The following is a 17992-nucleotide window of genomic DNA, read 5'->3' as shown; positions in this document are numbered from 1 at the left end:
GAGTTACCGGTTCAATATTCCAGACAGACTCGTGGTTCATTTGAGCGTCCATGCTCGCCCTGAACTCCGGGCACACTGTAGGTCACGTCGCCGCACCAGGTCTGATTAGGTTCCGTTACTGCAAACTGGCGATCCAGATGATTAGGGATATCCACATGCTCTTTTGTGGCTTTTTTGTAGCGATGCTCCGGTTGCTGGCAACTAATAATATTCAGCTCTTTCATTATCTTACTGGCCCGCCAGCGACTCAACGGAACACCTTTTGCGCTGACCATATCGGCAATGCTCCGGGCCCCCGCAGAGCCATTACTGGCATGATGAACTTCACGAACCAGGCTAAGTATAACGATGTGTTTTGCATCAGGTTTCTGCGGTCGGCTTAGCCAGTACCGATAGCTACTGCGATGGATCCCGAACACATTGCAAATAAAGGCAACAGGAAACCGCGTCCTGAGTTTCTCAACTAACGAGAATTGTTCAGGGAGTCTGACATCAAGAGCGCGGTAGCCTTTTTTAATATATCGTTTTCCATTTCAACACGTTGTAGTCGTTTTTCTAATTCACGAATGCGAAGTTGCTCAGGCGTCATCGGAGAGGCCTTTGGGGATTTCCCTGCGCGTTCTTCTTTAAGCTGGCGAACCCATTTATCCATCGTGGATTTACCGACATTCATTGCTGTTGCAGCGGCGGCAACGCTGTAGTGCTGATCGAGTATAAGCTGGGCAGCTTCGAGGCGAAACTCGGGGCTAAAATTGCGTCTGTTACGTCCGGTCATAATGTCACCTGTTTTGACTATGAGGCGATGATATCACCTCTATTCAGGTGGCCAGATTTAGTATTCCACTTCATCCCATCAGCTGAAGATAATCGATTGATTCTAAAACATGACACTCGATAAATCATATCCTCGCTAGAATGGTCGTTTTACTGAATGCTCAACTATTAAGGTCCGCTCCTGGCACACAGCAGACAAACACGTGACACTGAAGGTCCGCTGTGAGCGAAGATCGGAAGTTTGTAAGACATCATTAGCACTGTGGGGAATTAATCGACGGGGATCTGGTAAGCTGGTGCCGCTATGCGGCACTGTCGAGTATCTGCTTTGCGTTAAGGTATTCGTAAGTCGTAATTTCAATCTTATTATCACTGAGATCACTAAAGTATATGGACATAGATACAGCATGGTCACCGACGGTGAAAGCGATTCTTCTGTCCTTGAGGGTCGGTATCAGCTCAATGAATGCTGTTGCCCCTACACTGAATGCCATTGTATGACCAGGGTGCTGATTTTTTCTGCGGAAAAGGGAAAGTGATGCTCCATTGTTCTTTATAACCAACGGCCCTCCCTGTTCAAACCAGAAGTAGAGCGAGTTATCCCGAGAGAAACCAAGGATTTCGTTATAACAGTGTTCTGCTTGTTCAATGTCTTTGACATATACATGAATGTGATCAATTTCAGTTATCCGCACAGTACAACCTCCTGATTTTTGTTGTCGTAAATACTCGCTAAATCATCTTTGATAAACAACCTAAAAAAACATATGGCAACACGACATTTTCCATAACTGACCTGCTCCCCTCTAATTAATGCGTTGCGGACTTAGCAACGTCCGCTCCTGCACAATAGCTTCCACCGAGGATCTCCCGGCGCAGCTTGAGTTAATAACCAACATACCGGTATTCCAAGATATCTATTCTGAAGTGGTGTTTCACATTGTCTGCTGGTCAGAATTAAGCGTTTTAATCCTGACCCCTCGCCCTGTATTATTTTCGCAGCAGATATTGCAGCCTCTTTTTCTGCCATTTGCCAATGAGACCTCTCAACAAAAATATCCTCACGCCCCGTACCGCAATCAACGCAAACCAGATAACCGCTACCCATAGCGACCAATCGCTAGCAGGAGAGGTGAAGTGGTTGAGCATGAAAAGCAGTATACAGACGACGAGCGCCGTAATGATGGAGCGGTAAAACCGGCCCTCTTCGGCAACCCTGTTTCTCGTTTCGGTAATTCGCTCATCCAGCGCGTTTTCCCCGGCATTTTCCTGAGCAGAAAGCTCCGAAACGCTCACCTCGAACACCGCTGCTAAGGCGCTCAATGTTTCCAGACTTGGCCGCTCGCCGTTCTCTATCCGCTGCACAGTACGTGTACTCAGACCTGACAATTCGGAAAGCTGTTCTTGCGACCAGGCTCGTTCAAGGCGAAAAGCTCTGTATTTATTCGTGTCACTCATTGTCTATCTCCGTGTAATGGGTTGTCAGTGGACAATGTTACCGGAGCCTGCCCACCGCACCACGATCAGAACCTGACAGCAACATGACACTGACATGAAACGCAAGTGGCAGGCTTCAACTCTGCGCCCAAATGGGAACTTTATATAAGAAAAATGGATACGTAAGCATTGAGAATTTCGGACCATAAACAGGCCGGGATGAGGCTTTATGTTTCTCAAAAAAAATGCCGCACTCGCATTCAACTGGATCAACTTCGGTTCAGTTGCAGTATGCCTGCGCGTGATGTCCGTTTCTGGAACTGAGCAGGCATTTGTGGCGATCAGGCAATTCGAACCATGGCCTGAGTCTGTCTCATGGGCACTCATCAATGTTTGCCAATTTATCTGTCTGAAGCGGAAAATTCACCGAAAACTCCGTTCATTATTCGTGGTGGGGATTAGCTGTACTGCGGCACAAAGGGGGATAGACATAATTTGAATTCAACCCCGCTGTCACGGGGTCTTTGTTTTTCTATGGTGAGTATGAGCTTTAAACCTCAAACATCTCCGCCCCGATATACGAACCTTCTTTTGGAGCTGGTGGCACGAAGAACATTCCGGAACCGATGTGCGAGATGTATTCGTTCAGCGCGTCGGATGCGCCGAGTTTCGTCTGCAAGGCTTCAAACTGCGCCGGATCTTTCTGGTAGCTGATAAACAGCAGTCCGGCGTCGAGCTGCGCCATATTGTTCAGGCCGTCGGTGTAATTATAAGAACGGCGCAGGATTTTAATCCCCGCGTTGTTCTCGTGTGCCGCCAGACTGATATGCGCGGTCGCCGGGATCACCAGATTGCCATCGGCGTCTTTTTTGGTGAATTCCGGAGTATCAAACTCTCTGGTGCCGGTCAGTGGCGCACCGGAAACCTTATGGCGTCCGAAAACGTTATTCTGGTCGCTGACCCGGTCAGTATCCCAGCTTTCAATGTGAATTTTGATTTTCCGCACCACCTGATAACTGCCCTGCTGTTGCCAGGCCGGACCACCATCTTTGATCCAGACATATTTGTCGAAATCTGCTTTCTCGGTGATGTTGCGGGTGCCGTCTTTAAAGCCGAACAGGTTACGCGGCGTGGATTGCCCTTTACCGGCTGACGCGCGGCCAAAGCCCATCACCGTCCAGCGGGTCGCCGCCGCGCCGGTGCTTTTGGCGATACGCGCTAAATCGCGGATGGCGTGATAAGCCACTTGTGGATCGTCGGCACAGGCCTGCAACGAGAGATCGCCGCCGGTCAGTTCCGGCTGCATATCGTCACTCGGCAATTGCATCAGCTCGCGCATCAGCTGCGGTTTTTGTTTTGCCAGCCCGAAGGTGTCGGTGAAGACGCGCGGACCCAGTCCGACGGTAACGGTCAGTGACGCCGGACCGAGATCCATCGCCTCGCCGGTATCCATGCCCACGCCGCTGTCACGCGCCGGTTCCACCTGACCGATAATGCCGCCTTTCATTAACTGCGCAATCGCCGATGACCAGCGTGCCAACAAGACCTGCAAATCCTGACGGCTGGCAGTGGTCAGATCAAAGGTCATGTACATGATATGCCGCTGTGGCGGCGTGGTGACACCCACCTGCCCGCCGTTACCGTAGAACGGATACTGGCGCGACAGATCGATTCTGTCATCAGGGTCGTGTGCTGCCACCGCCTGACCGTGCGCGTGGGCGACTGTTGGGATCGCCAGTCCGCTGGCACCGGCTACAGCCCCCTTGAGTAAATCACGGCGGGAGAACTTACCGGCCTCCCTGGCCGGTTCGCGTTGTTCACTCATTCATCAGGCTCCTTTATTTGCCGCTACTTTCTCACCGATTTTAGACAGAGGTTCCTGCAACGCCTGAATAGAACGGCTCAGCTTCGCGGCATCAGAAGCTTTGAGTTCAGCGGTGTAATATTTGTATCCGCCAGGGACGCTGGCATCACGGTAGGTTTCCAACAACGTATGGACAGCAGCGAATTGCGCGGCCACCTGCCTGGTGAGCGCCGGATCGATTTTTTCCAGGCCCGGTTGCAGGAAAGCAAACGCCTGCTGGGCGCCTTCGACGTTACCGGCAAAATCGACCAGATCAAAGTGACTGAAGGCTTCTTCTTCGCCGTTGATTTTGGTGTTCTGGACTTCTTCCAGCAGATCTGCGGCACCGTTGGCTAAATCTTCCGGTTTGTAGGTCAGGGCTTTGGTCAGCGTATCGAGCTGCGCGACATTTCTCTGCAATTCAGCCGCCAGCTGTTTGGTTTCAGGCGTGATTTTGCCCTGACCGAACAGGTCACGCTCGATGGCGTGGAAGCCGTGCCAGCCCGCTTTCGGATCCAGATTTGAAGCACGCATGTCGATCAGGTAATCAAGGTTGCCGGAATTATCGGTCGCCTTGAAGCCCGGCAGTACAAAACCGTCAACGTCAGATTCGATACGCTCGTAGAACGGACGCGCTTTGGCGTAATCCGCTTTGGCCGTCGCCAGGTCACCGGCATCGATATCTGCTTTCAGACGGTTAACCGCGACGACCATCGCATCGACCACACCATTGACGTAGGTGGCGTAATCTTTGGTGCCCTGCGCCAGAATAGTGGCTGTGCTGCCCGCCGGTTGTGCGGCACTTTTACCGGTCACGGTAAAGTCAGTCATCTCATGTTCTGCGCCCGGGCAGTAAATCTGATATTTGCCGCCATCCAGCGTCAGGGTGAATTTAACCGCCGGAAGCCCCGGAGCCAGATTCTCTTTTTCGCCAAGAATACGGTTGTTGCTCAGCAGCTCCAGTTCGGTAATTGCCGTCGCGGTTTTATTGACCACGTTAAACGTTACCGGACCGGCTTTTGCCGAATTGCTCGCCACCACACAACTGCCGCCCTTGTCACCGGTCATGGTGATATTCACCTGCGATACGCCCTCTTTTACCGGTGCCTGAGCGGCACTGGCGGGTGCATCCAGCGAAAATATCAGCAATGCGGTCAGGCCCGCAGCGGTCATCAGCGATTCTTTTTTCTTAAAATTCTTCGTACGCATGAATTTCTTATCCTTTATTTTTTGGCAAATGGGTGTGTGATTGGGAACCGAAAGACAGGTCATATTCCCTGATGACAGATGACCGTTCGTTACGGAATTTCAGTAAAACCCGCAGTGCAGATACAGCAAAAATCAGGGCCAGTGCCGCCAGCAAAGCAGGCAGCATATAAGCCCAGAAACGATAGTTGTCCTGATAAATCTCATGCTGTTGCAGGGCGTCTGACACGCGCTGCTGCCAGGCACTGCTCACCTGCCAGTTGCAGGCAGAAACCTCATCAGTCGGCGTGCGGACTGTCACCGTGCGCGATGATTGCAGGCCGCTGCCGGAAAGCGTGATGACTTCTTCGGCGTGCCCGCTGGCGTCGAGTAAAGCGTCACCGGCGGCAGAAGCCTGAACGCTGCAATGCACCGTCCACTGCGCCTGATACGGCCCCGGATGCATGGCCGGATTCAGGCCAATGGGGATACGGTTACCGTAAAGCGCCACCACCTGATCCAGCGTCACCACGTCCGGTGCCTGGGCGGGTGTCACAGATTTTTTGATATTCCATTCGCGTGTTGGCAGACCCGCCCGTTCGCCGGGGATAGCGGCATCGGCCGGAAGCGTTATCTGCGTTATCTTGCCAGCGGCGGATTGCACACTGAGCCGATAGCCGTTCCCGGCGGTCACGAGAAGCTGAACCTGACCGGCAGGCGTTTGCTCCGCGCTGCTGACCAGCGGCGCGTTGCCCGGCAATTGCAGGGTAAACGGGGGATAAAACAGAAACAGTGCCAGTGCGGCAAGCGCCATCACACCGGCGAAAGCCAGTGACAGACGCGCCGCTTTTACCGGTGCCGGACGGCGGTGCGCAGGCCAGTAAACCATCACCGAAACAATACCGATATACAGCAGCCACGCCACGGTCTGGATCTGATTCGGATCAGGCGGGATGCCCAGCACGCCGGTGATCAGCGCCGAGCGGATGGTACCCGGCGGAACCAGCCATGAAAGATCGGCGATACGCTGCTGACCGATATTCAGCCAGCCCGCCTCATGTGCGGTTTGCAGTGAAGTGATGATAAGTCCGCCCGCCACCAGGATCAGGAACAGACCGGTAAAGCGGAAGAAGCGCGATAAATTGATGCGGATGCCGCCAAAATAGATGCCGCAACCGATAATCACCGCCACGATAAGGCCGATGACCGCCCCGACCGCGGCCCACATCGCGGACTGCGCCACCGAAAAGGTCGCCAGCAGGAACACGCTGGTTTCAAAGCCCTCTTTCAGCACCGCCAGAAACGCCATGCTGGCCAGTGCCCAGGCACTGGACTGGCTGATTGCCTCGGCGGCGTCGGTTTCCAGCTCCTTTTTCATGTTGTGAGCGTGGGTGTTCATCCACATAATCATGCCGGTCACAAAGAACACCGCCACCGCGCCGATGACCGATTCCATCCCTTCCTGACTGGCCTGCGGCAAGGCACACTCTGTCATTTCCAGCGCAATGCCGACAATTACTGAGAGCACCAGCGCCAGCACGACACCCACCCACATCGCAAAAAGACTTTTGCTGTTGTTACGTAAAAAGGCCGCAATAATGCCGACGATCAGCGCGGCTTCCAGGCCCTCACGCAGACCAATAATAAAGGTGGCTAACAAAAGTGACTCCAGCAACAAGAAGCATTATCAAATTATTAATGATAATTGATATCAGTTGAGTCACTGACTGGAAAGAATTTGAGTATGAGGATTTGCAACAGATTGCGTGAGAAATGAGATTTTGTACTAAAAAGTGTGTTTTTTGTAACCAGATGAAAAAGCGTGCAATTCCGTCCCTCTCCTTACGGTCAGCCCCCTTTTCAATATGCAAGGGCTCACAGCGGCGGGCAATACCTCTTACGGTGATCATTGCTTAGACTTAAGCCAGATAACACCCAGCACGGCCAGAAGGATAAACAAACCGAGGGAGGCGTAGGCAAGCCAGTCGTTCACCTGTGCGATGATATCGCCGAACATCCAGCCCGCTCCCAGCAGAAACAGAGTTTTGGGAATAGCCGCCACAATGTTATAGAACAGAAAAGGCACCAGCGGCATTCGCGCCATACCGGCGGCGGTCAGCACCAGCGCGCCTGCGGAATGGGTCAGTTTACCCAGCACCAGCATGCGCCCGCCTTTGCGGTCAAAACTCCGCACCACTTTTTCCAGCCGTTCCTGCGTCAGCCCGAGGCGCGCCAGCCAGCCCGGCGGTTGTCCGTCTGCTCTGATAACCCAGCGTCCCAGCGAGTAAAAAAGCAGATCTCCAAAGACTTCCCCGCCGATAACCACGGCAAAAATCGCCGTCAGGCTGAAATACTCAAGACGCGCAAAATAACCGGCAATGACCGTCACCACCGGCCCTTCCAGTATGGCCAGCGGCGTCATGATCAGTAATCCGTGCGCTCTGATGAGTGCATCCAGTGATTCGAGTGAAAACATATGTTCCTCAGGCAGGATAAACAGCTAAAAAGCGAACCTGGCGCTCAAATTTTTGTTTCAGCCTTGAAATTATTAACTTTATTGGCTATTACTTATCGTGAGTGATAAATCGTTGTTTCACGACAGGGTTTATCGCTAACAGGGTAATTATAAATTCGCTTAAGGCAAGCGCAGTTTCTTCCCTTTATGGGCATTCTGATATTTGAGGCATATATGAAAAAAATTAGCGTAGTACTGGCAGTAGCTCTTGCAGGTCTGATCTCTTCCAGCGCGTTCTCTGCTGAAATGATGAAAAAAACCGAGTTCAAAAAAGTTGAAGCTCAGTACACCAAAATCGGCACAATCAGCACCTCGAATAAAACCTCTCAGTCTGGCGCGATTGAAGACTTGTCCAAGCAGGCTGACAAGAAAGGCGGCGACGTCTTCGTATTAACATCAGGCAACACCAATAACAAAATCCACGGTACTGCTGACGTTTATAAGAAAAAATGAGTCTGACGTTTAGCGCCCGCGCTGAATAAAAAAAGAAAAACCCGTGAATTCACGGGTTTTTTTTATGGCTGCTTTCCGGCAATCCTGCGGTTCAGTTATCAAACCAATGCGGTAAAACCGGGCGTCCCTGCCCTTTTGGTTCGGATATCAGAAGCGGATTTTGATACCCACCGTGCCGCTCACGTCATTAGAAATCTGACTTTTCGAGCCGCCGTTCTGGTAGCTTTTACCCACTTCGGTATACGCCTGCACTTCACTGGTTGCCGCCCAGGTCGCACCCAGCGCCACTTCGGTGCTGCTGTAACGCTGATCGGACGTCAGCGAGGTTTCACCGGCGTTGTTACTGGTATTCACGTAGGTGGTGGTGTCGCTGCCATCTGACAGTTCCTGCCACAAGTTAACCCGCACGTAAGGCTTCACGGTGCCGTGTTCGGTGTCATATTGCGTGGTCAGACGCACCCCGAGACGGCCAATCACCGCATCATCCGCGCTGACCGAGGCACGAGTTTTCGCATCACCCGGAATAATCACGCTGTCGAAATCACTGTGCTGCCAGATAAGTTGCGCCTGAGGTTCCAGCGCCCAGCTGCTGTCACCGAACTGGAACGGTTTACCCACTTCGACGGAAGCAATATAAGTATTGCCGTCCGGGCTGAGGGAGTCGTGGCTGCCTGGCATGGTGAGATCGATACTGTGATTACCGTACTGCAAGACGTTATCGACGTAGAAACCGTTGTCCGCCGTCCAGGTCGCGTAACCACCGAGATAGAACGCGGTGTCGGAGGTATAACCCGCCGGGCCATAGCCGCCGGAATTTGCGCCCTGATAGTTGGTGTCGATATCCAGTACCGTGGTGTAAACCCCTGCGCGCCAGCTTTGATCCTGATAGAGATCAACACCGGCCTGCATCCCGTTCATCCGCGAATCCGACTGAGTGGACGTCGCATCGTTCAGGCTCTGATGGGTGGACTGAGCAATGTAACGCGCCCAGAAACGCCCTTCCTGATCTTCCGGCGTGGCGGCGTCATACGGTTTTTCATCACCTACGCGCTGATGCAAGGTGCCAAGCACCGCAAGGTCTGCCTGACGGGCCATGCTCGCCAGACCGTCGAACACCGGCACTTCCGGACGATAGCTCGCCCGCAGGAACCAGTCTTCTCCCGCGCCCTGAGCGTTAGCAGCAAACAGACGGTACTGGAATGCACCCGCATCGAGATGATCAGCTCCCAACGTGAAAGCATCTTTGGTGGTCTGAGCCGTAGTCGTTGCGCCATTTTGCGCCTCAACTACGGTAATACCGTCGCCGGTGGTCTGCTCGCCGAGCTGACTGACATCGATATCCAGACGGGTGACGCCGGTTGCTGTGCCGCCGTTGATCACCAGACGGTCAGCCACACCAGGACTGTGCTGCTGAGCGGCGATTTTCATCACGCCGTTCATACCGACATAATCCCCGTTCACCGTCAGCGTTGAACCGACATCGCCGCCGCGCAGATTAATGGTGCCCTGGTTAACCACAGAGCCCACAGTCTGGCTGTTACCTCCGGTATCGAGCAACGCCCCCGCGCTGACGATATGGGTAGAGTTGGCGCTAAGCGTATTGGTGCCATTCGCCAGCAAGGTGCCGCTTTGCACCAGCGTGATACCAGAGTAGGTATTGCTGCCCGCCAGTACCGTGGTGCCGCTGCCTTGCTGCCACACCTGCCCGGTACCGGAGATATTCCCCGGCAGAGTCAGCAGATTGGAACGGTTGATCTGCAACACAGCGTTATCGGCGATATTGCCGATGATGCTGCCCGTTTCACCGCCGTTACCCAGCTGTAAGTTCCCTTTACTGATTGTGGTGTCGCCGGTGTAGGTGTTATCAGCGGTCAGCGTCAGGGTGCCGTCGCCGGTTTTGGTCAGCGCGCCATTGCCGTTCAGCAGACCGTTGAGCGACACGTTATTGCCGTGGGTATCCACCGTACCGCCGCCGGTTTGCAGGGTGACTGCACGGCTGGTATCAAAAGCACTGCCGTAACGCAGCGTACCGCCGTTGAAGGCCAGCCCCGTGCCGGATTGCCCGAAGTTATTGTCTGCAGAAACCTGCAACGTACCGGCGGAAATCACCGTGCCGCCGCTGTAGGTATTCGCACCATTTAGCACCAGCGTACCGGCATCGGTTTTATTGATACCGCCGCTGCCTGCGATTTGCGAATTGATGGTCGCCACGTAATTCGCGCCTTCAATTGTGCCGTCCCCCACGCGGATCTGTGTATCCGCCGTGTTGGTGGTGATCACGCCGTTATTAATCACATAACCGTCGGTGGCAAACTGCGCGCCGCTTATCATCACTGCACCCAGGCTGTTATCCACCGTCACATTGCCCTTTTCGCCGCCGAAAATAGCAAAGGAATTATCGCTGAACGGTGCGTTAAAACGACCATCAGGGGTAGTGACGTCTGTTGTCCAGTTGTCGTTGCCGGAACTGTTTTGCCAGATTCCGTCGCCGCCGTTGATCTGGCTGTCATTTTTATTAGCCATTTCAGCGCCATCCCAGAACCGCAGGATCACGCCGGTGCGGTTCACCAGATTGACCTGATTAGCGATTGAGGTCTGGACGTACATATCGTCTGCCGCTGCCGGGGCGTTCCCGATATCCAGCGTATTGTCGGTCAGTGCGCCGGTGTAATTGAATACGCGATAAATACCTACATCAAACGTACCGCCCGGCGTTTGGGTAATATTCAGTTTGCCGTTCAGATTCAGATCACCGTTGACGTTAATCAGGTCATTCAGACTGCCGCCTGCGGTAAACGACTGACCGAACTGGAAATCGACTTGTGAATTTTCATTCAGCGTCAGACCGCCGGTGGTCAGCACGCCTACGCTGTTGAGATCTGCACCCGCCGCCAGATGACCGTTATCCGCAACTGTGACGTTACCGCCCAGCGTGCCATTACCGCCAAGAGTCGAGCCAGACGCCACGCTGACCGCACCGGTCGCCGCCTGCTGATTGCCGTTGACCAGCAACACGCCCTGCTGCACATCGGTCGCGCCGGTATAGGTATTGTCGCCGGAAAGCGTCAGCGTACCGGTGCCGGTTTTGGCCAGACTGCCGTTTACGCCGCTGATAATGCCGCTGATGGCGTCATTGAGATTGAGCGCACCTTCGATAAGCTGCGCTGCGCCCAGCACCACATTCCCCGCTCCGGAAAGCGAACCGACTGAGGTACTGCCAGTGGCGTCAGCAATATTCACCACGCCGCCCGCGTTGTTGGCGATGGTGCTGCCCGCAGCCGATGCCTGTCCGGCAAAGCCCACGATCCCACTGTTGTTAATGGTTGAGCTGCCGCCATCCGCCTGACCGGTGAGATCCATCTGCGTGCCGGAAGCCAGCGTAAACTGCCCGTTGCCGCCACTGGCATTATCACCTAACTGCACGAATGCGCCGTTGGTGGCGGTGGTCACGCTGTTTGCCGCCGAAGCGGTATCGTTGAAGGTCAGAATACCGCTGTCGAGCGTAAAGGTGTGGTTTTCGGCACTCGCGTCATTGTTGAAATTCACCGTACCTTGCTGATTCACCGTAATGGCGCTGTTCGGTGTCCCAAATACGCCGGTGGTATTGGCATCAACTGCCACCACGCTGGCGCCATTATTGCCGGTCACGGTGGTCGAGCCTTGATAGGTATTCACGCGGTTAAGTACCAGCGTGCTGTTACCCGCTGACGCAGAATCAAACACAGTCAGTGGCCCCAGACCGCCAATCACCCCGGCCGGAGTGAAGGTATGACCATACAGGTCAAACTGGCCGCCACCCATTTCGCTCAGGAAAATTGGCCGGTCGGTGGTGAAATCAGCGCCCGCCTGTAGCACCGAGTTGTTGTTAATCAGCACCGAGGTACCGGCTAACCCGAGATTTTGATCCGAAGAAACGTTCAGCACGCCGCCATAAATTTCGGTGCCGCCGGTGTAGCCGTTAACGCCGGTCAGGATCAGGCGTCCCGGATCGAATTTCAGCAATTTAAGCCGGTCGGTCGAACCGGAAGCCGGGATCAGGTTGGCGTCGATTGTCGTCGTTATGTCAGCGCCGTCGTCCCCGGCCCCCACGCGTATCACAAAATACGCATCTGCAGCAGTTTCACCCTCTGCCAGATAATTCTGCGAAGGTAAAAGATCGGCCGTTCGTACAATGGACAGCGGATCGCCTTTAAGCACGTATCCGTCGCTGTCGAATTGCATCCCGGCGGTGACTACCGGGTTGAACGCATTACTGATGGTGACGGTACCCGATGCGCCCTGGAAGATAGCAAACGACGCCTGACTCCACGGGTCGTTACCAAAGCCGGTGGCTGTCGTCCAGTTATTGGTGTCGTCAAGCTCCCGTGACTCCCAGACGCCTGTGCCGCCATCAACCTCATTGTTGCCCGAAGTGCCGTCGCCGTGATTGCTACCGATCAAATCGCCGTCCCAGAATTGCAGTGTGCTCGCCGGTGTCGGCGCACTCAGCACCAGGTTGACCTGGCCGGGGATAGACGTTTGAACGCCATAGGTACTCTGGTTGTTGGTCGGTAATGTCACCACATCCAGCACGTTATTGGTCAGCGTGCCGCCATAGCTGTAGAGACGATACAGACCCGGCGCAAAGATACCGCCCGCTGAAAGCGTTACGTTCAGCTGACCATCAAGCGTCAGATTTTGTCCAACGTTAACGAAATCATTCAGCGGACCGCCTGCGACCGTGACCGCACCGAGCTCATATTTACTGTTGGTGGTCGGAGAAAGCACCAGATTGCCGTTAATGTTCAGCGTGCCCGCGCCGCCGTCGCCCGGCGTCAGCGTGGTATTGGCGCCAAAGGTGACGTTACCGCCGATTGTGCCAGTCCCGCCAAGCGTTGCGCCGCTGGCGACAGTGGTATCACCGGATGCGTCGCGCTGATCACCGTTCACCAGCAAGGTGCCGCCGTTGACCAGCGTCACGCCCTGATAGGTATTGGCACCGCTTAACCGCGTGGTGCCGCTGCCGGTCTGGTAGAACGCACCGGTTCCGCTGATAGCGCCGCCCAGATTAACCGTATCGGACTGATTGATGTTCAGCACGCCGTTATCGGTGATATTGGTCTGCGCGGACAAGGCACCCGGCGCGCCGCCATCGCCGAGTTGCAGCGTGCCGCCATTGTCGATCAGTGTATTGCCGGTATAGGTATTTTCACCGGTCAGAATGGTGGTTCCACCACCTGCACGTTCCAGCCCGCCGGTGCCGCTGATAATGCCGGAATAGGTTTGTGTGGCAGAAAGGCCGTCAAACACCAGAAGGCTGTCTGCACCGTCGGTACTGACGTTATAGTTGCGAATGCTGGCAAACTGCGGATCTGTGACATTGTCACCGCTGCGCAGAGTCCCTCCGCCGGTAACCTGAATCAGTGGCGTGCCGGAAAGTTGCAGATTATCCACCACACGTACGTCAGCAGAGGTGCCGGTCACTGCCAGCGTGCTCCAGCCGGTACCGATGTTAGTGGCGGTGGCGACATCATCCGCAGTCAGCGACCCGATCAGCGCGGGATCCGTTAACGCGTGCGTATTGGTGAAAGTCAGTGTGCTGTTGCTGCCGCCTTCGCTGAGAATGTGGCGCGTAGAGGTGAGATCAACATCGCCAATGTTGGCGCGGTCATTGCCGTCTGCGCCGGTGAAATCCACCGCGCCATCGAGCGTTCCGCTGTCCCAGGTGAAGGTATCCGTGCCGGAACCCAGATTAATCAGTCCGGTGGTGGCCTGCGTGCCGGAAAGTGTGACATTGTCACTTCCGCTCCCCGTCAGTAACGCCGTCGCAGTGTTACTGGCAGCACTGAGCGTGCCCTGGTTAGTAACGGTATTGTTAGCCGTCCCGCTGGCATCAATAACCACCGAATTCTGGCTGGCATCGGTAATGCTGCCGTTGTTGATAATGGTGCGGTTTGCCGCCGTGCCGTTAATACGAATTAAGGCCAGCGGATTGATGCCACCGGTGGCATTGATGGTGCCGTTATTGGTGAACGCGCCAGCATTGGTGGCAAGAATACTGGTGTTGGTGTTGCTGCTGGTCTGAATGTTGCCATTATTGGTGACCGCGCTGGAATCCACCGCCGATATTGCCGCCCCGCCTGTGGCACCCATGGTGATATTGGCACCGGAGGTGACGCTGCCGTCGGTTTTGGCCAGGATCCCGTTGCCGTTCGCGCCGGTCACATCGATGGTGTAACCGGTGCCGATGGTCAGATTACCGGTGGTGTTAGTGCCGTCTTCTTTTTCAAAGGCAAAGCCCGCGCCGTTGCCAGAGACATTAAGCTGGTTGCCGGTACCTTCAGCGTCAAAGGTAACGGCGGTGCGAATTGCCGGGCCATCAGCCGCATTAATCGTCACGTCTGTCAGGTTAATATTCGACGTATCGGCTTTGTTGTTGATCCCCGCGCCACTACCGCTGATATCAATTTGCGTATTGCTGGCCGTCAGTGAGGCAGACCCCAAATCCATCAGGATCCCGTCTGCGCCATTGCTGGCAGTGATGTGGTTATTGGTGCCGCTGATCGCCAGAGACGCGCCGTCATTGACCAGTTGCACCGCCGCCAGCCCGCCATTGGCTGTCACATTACCGAGCTGCGTGACCTGCGCACCTGCGCCCTGAACTTTCACGCCAACATTATTGCTGCCGGCAGCGCCGGTGACGGTAATATCACGCAGGTTGGTCAGCGTACCCTGATCCTGAATGTACACGCCGATGTTGTTGGTGCCATTAACATTAATCGGCGCGTTGTTATTGGCAATACCGCCGTCGTGCAGGTAGATACCAATGTTGTTGTTACCCGCCAGACTGATGCCGTCGCTTTCAATGTCAACTTTACCTTTCCAGGAAACGTCATAACCTATGATGCCGCTCTGGCTGGCGGTCGTACCGATATCCGCTTTTGAAAGCACGTTGGTCGCCAGCGCATCCGCACCGGCACCTTTGGTGCCGTCAATGGCATAGTTGCGACCATCCACCACCACGGCAGTGGCGTCGTTATGTTCCAGCAAAATGCCGCCGTTATTGATGGTGCCGGTCGCGCCGCCGGTGATTTTCACCCCGACTGCATCTTCGCCGCCGACATGAATAGTCGCCGAACCGGTATCGAGCGTGGTCAGTGAATCATCTCCGCCGCCCGGCTGGCCGTCTGCGCCGGTATCCAGACCGTTGGCAAATACGCCGGTTGAACCGGTACCGGTCACTGTCAGTACATACGGCCCTGCGCCACCCGAACTGCCGTCAAACTGCGCGCCATGGTCGATAGCAAACAGGATCGATCCCGCCTGGCCATTGTCATCGATGATGGCGCTGCCCAGATTGATTTTGGCGGCTTCACCGTAGGCGTAATAGCCAATTTGGTTGGTGTTGCCAAAATTAAGTACCGCATTAGCCCCCACGTTAATGGTCGCCGAACCGCGCGCATGGGCGCCTATCGCCCCGGCGGACAGCAGATTTATCGAAGAATCGACGTCCGCAGTGGCCTGAAAACCGTTCAGCCCTTCGGCATACACGGCATAGTTACGGTAGGTAAACGGGTTATTATCGCTGCCGCCGCTATCCCCGGCGGCACCGACAGTAATCGCCCCATCGATGGTGGAATTCACCGACGCGGCGGCAGTTCTCGCCAGCAAATTGATCGCCACGTTGTTATCACCGAACACGCGGATGGCGCCGGTATTGGTGACGTTGCTGGTGTCGATAGCTGAGAGCCCGTAGTTCTGCGCTGCCGCACCGTTTACACCGAGCACCCCGAGCACGTTAATAGTGCCAGTGTTAAGTACCGCACCGGTGCCGCCATTAACCAGTATCCCCACCGCATTTCGCGTTTGCGCGCCCAGGGTGATGGTTCCGTTGTTGGTCACCGCGCCGGTGCTGCTGGTGCGAATAGCGGCGGACTGTACCGCACCGCCGATCATACTGGTCGGAGCCGCAGGCGTAGTCGCCGTAATCGGGGTAGTCCCGACATAAATATTGCCGCCTGCGGTGTTGGTGAACGTGGCTGCGCCGGAAATATCCGCGCCGTAGCCGCTGGCGCGTCCGTCAGTATTGTGAGTATTGCCGGTGACAGCGACGGTGCCACTGTTGGTCGCCGCAGTGGTGCCCTGCGCCTGAATGCCGGTCGCGCCATCAGTAGTGCCGTCGGTCAGCGCGACGTTGATAAAGCCTAAGTTAAACAGCTGACTGGCACCCAGCCCCTGCATGGCAATCGTGCCCTGGTTGCTGACATTCTGGTTGGTGCCGTCTTTTTCGAGGAACAACCCGGCATTAATCGTGCCGTTGTTGGTGGCCGTTGCATCGGTCGCCATCATGCCCACACCTGCCGGGCTTGAGCCGCTGCTGCGCCAGATGTTGATATTGCCATCGTTGGTAAGCACCGCGCCGTTGTCACCGCGCATGACTGCCGTTGCGCCGTCCACCGCCAGGCTGCCGGTACTGGTCACGGTGCCGGTGGCGTTAGCGCCTGTGGCATAAATCACGTTCAGGCTGCCGGTGCCCAGCGTGGCATTGTTGTTATGGGCCAGCATGTCGTCCCAGACGTGATAGGTCAGATCAACGCGGTTCTGTTGTTCAGCACTGAGCAGGCTCTGAATAATCGCGTTATAGGTATTTTGCGCGATGACCGGAGAATCTATCACTGCCCCGCCATTTTCCGGCGGTAATGTCACCCCGCCGGTCAGCCACAGCTGAACCTGGCTGTTTTCGCGGCTGGTTCCCAGCAGGAAATTGTTCACCGTGGCGATATCCGCCGCCGAATTGATGGTGAAGGTTCGGGAACCGGCCTGCACAACCTGCCCGCCGACCAGCACGTAGTTAGGCAAGGTGATTGAATCGTTATACTGCGAACTGACCGCCGTTTCTTTTTGCAGATCCCCGGAGATCACTGCCGCTGGCGCAAAATGCACGTAGTTATCGGATTGCCAGTTAACAGCGCTCGCAGCTGTACCACTGCCATCCGCTTTCGCCAGCGTCGAATTTTTCGCCAGCAGATCGATAGTGTTCGCAGCCGCCGAAATCGGTGTGGTGCCGTTAGTATCAGCACCGACATTAATATTGGCGGTGCCGCCCACAGCCGCCACGCTGGCGATGCCGAAGTTGTTGTAGATATGAAATGAGTTCGCGTCATACACATTCAGCGGCAGATCGCCGACCAGCGAGGTGCCCGGCGCAGAAAACGTCGAAGAGTCATAGACTTTAATGACGGCGTAACTGCCATCCAACCCCGGCACCACTACGTTCAGTTCCTGATTTTGCTGCGGGGTAGCTTCGTTGGTTGAATAGCTGAAGGTATCAATATTGGCAGAGGTAATGGGGGTGACGACGTTATTGGAGTCCGTGGCCTGAATCATGGTGATCCGCCCCGGATCCGCGCCTGTCCCGGTGCTGTCAGCCAGCCCGTTGCGCACCAGCAGTGGTGTGGCTGTGCCATTCGTACCTGCGGTTATCGTCGGGATCGGCCCCAAAATATTGAGCGTCGTGCCGTCGGCGTAATGTGTTGCAGTGCCCGTATCGCCGTCAATGGTAAAAGCAAAACCGGTTTCCCGCAGTACATCGTAATTCGCCAGCACCGGGAAATTATACGTCGGATAGACATCTGCCCAGTTCACGTCATCTGCAAAAGCCGGACCCGCGGTTAAGGCCAATGCCAGAGAAGCCGCCAGTTTTGTGCGTCCGGATCCTTTGCGATGCCCTTTAGTTGTTTCAGGCGCGGCAACCCACGCAGACCTGATTTCACTCCACACCAGACGATAAATCTTGTTCATGAGTC

General features: G+C 55.1%; 8 protein-coding genes and 1 pseudogene. 1 reads left to right on the top strand and 8 read right to left on the bottom strand.

Annotated features, from left to right (window positions below):
• Positions 1-77: 77 nt before the first annotated feature.
• The 7 genes and pseudogenes from D6C13_RS25980 to D6C13_RS23320 form a co-directional block, all read right to left on the bottom strand.
• A pseudogene (locus D6C13_RS25980) lies at positions 78-775 on the bottom strand (IS3 family transposase); the annotation flags it as partial.
• 301 nt (positions 776-1076) lie between these two features.
• The gene (locus tag D6C13_RS23350; RefSeq protein WP_120135054.1) at positions 1077-1469 is read right to left on the bottom strand and encodes a VOC family protein; all 393 of its coding nucleotides are present in this window, start codon (positions 1467-1469) and stop codon (positions 1077-1079) included.
• Between the two features lie 295 nt (positions 1470-1764).
• The gene (locus D6C13_RS23345; protein ID WP_120135053.1) at positions 1765-2232 is read right to left on the bottom strand and encodes a helix-turn-helix domain-containing protein; all 468 of its coding nucleotides are present in this window, start codon (positions 2230-2232) and stop codon (positions 1765-1767) included.
• Between the two features lie 529 nt (positions 2233-2761).
• Positions 2762-4036: an iron uptake transporter deferrochelatase/peroxidase subunit gene (efeB, locus tag D6C13_RS23335; RefSeq protein WP_120135051.1), complete on the bottom strand. Its 1275-nt coding sequence runs from the start codon at positions 4034-4036 to the stop codon at positions 2762-2764.
• A 3-nt stretch (positions 4037-4039) separates the two neighbouring features.
• The gene (gene efeO, locus D6C13_RS23330; protein ID WP_120135050.1) at positions 4040-5263 is read right to left on the bottom strand and encodes an iron uptake system protein EfeO; all 1224 of its coding nucleotides are present in this window, start codon (positions 5261-5263) and stop codon (positions 4040-4042) included.
• A gap of 7 nt (positions 5264-5270) precedes the next feature.
• Positions 5271-6899, bottom strand: coding sequence for an iron uptake transporter permease EfeU (gene efeU, locus D6C13_RS23325; RefSeq protein ID WP_120135049.1), 1629 nt, complete (start codon positions 6897-6899; stop codon positions 5271-5273).
• Positions 6900-7145: 246 nt separating this feature from the next.
• Positions 7146-7715, bottom strand: coding sequence for a DedA family protein (locus D6C13_RS23320; RefSeq protein ID WP_120135048.1), 570 nt, complete (start codon positions 7713-7715; stop codon positions 7146-7148).
• A gap of 213 nt (positions 7716-7928) precedes the next feature.
• Between D6C13_RS23320 and yahO the strand changes: the two genes are divergently transcribed.
• A complete protein-coding gene (gene yahO / locus D6C13_RS23315) occupies positions 7929-8207 on the top strand; it encodes a DUF1471 family periplasmic protein YahO (RefSeq protein WP_120135057.1) in 279 nt (92 codons plus the stop codon).
• A gap of 147 nt (positions 8208-8354) precedes the next feature.
• Here the strand turns inward: yahO and D6C13_RS23310 are convergent, their stop codons facing one another.
• Positions 8355-17987 carry an autotransporter-associated beta strand repeat-containing protein gene (locus tag D6C13_RS23310; protein WP_120135047.1) on the bottom strand — a complete coding sequence of 3211 codons (9633 nt, stop codon included), beginning with the start codon at positions 17985-17987 and terminating at the stop codon, positions 8355-8357.
• Positions 17988-17992 lie beyond the last annotated feature (5 nt).

Origin of the sequence: Rahnella woolbedingensis (assembly GCF_003602095.1) — a bacterium.
GTDB classification, from domain to species: Bacteria; Pseudomonadota; Gammaproteobacteria; order Enterobacterales; family Enterobacteriaceae; genus Rahnella; species Rahnella woolbedingensis.
This window is presented reverse-complemented; position numbering and strand designations above follow the sequence as displayed.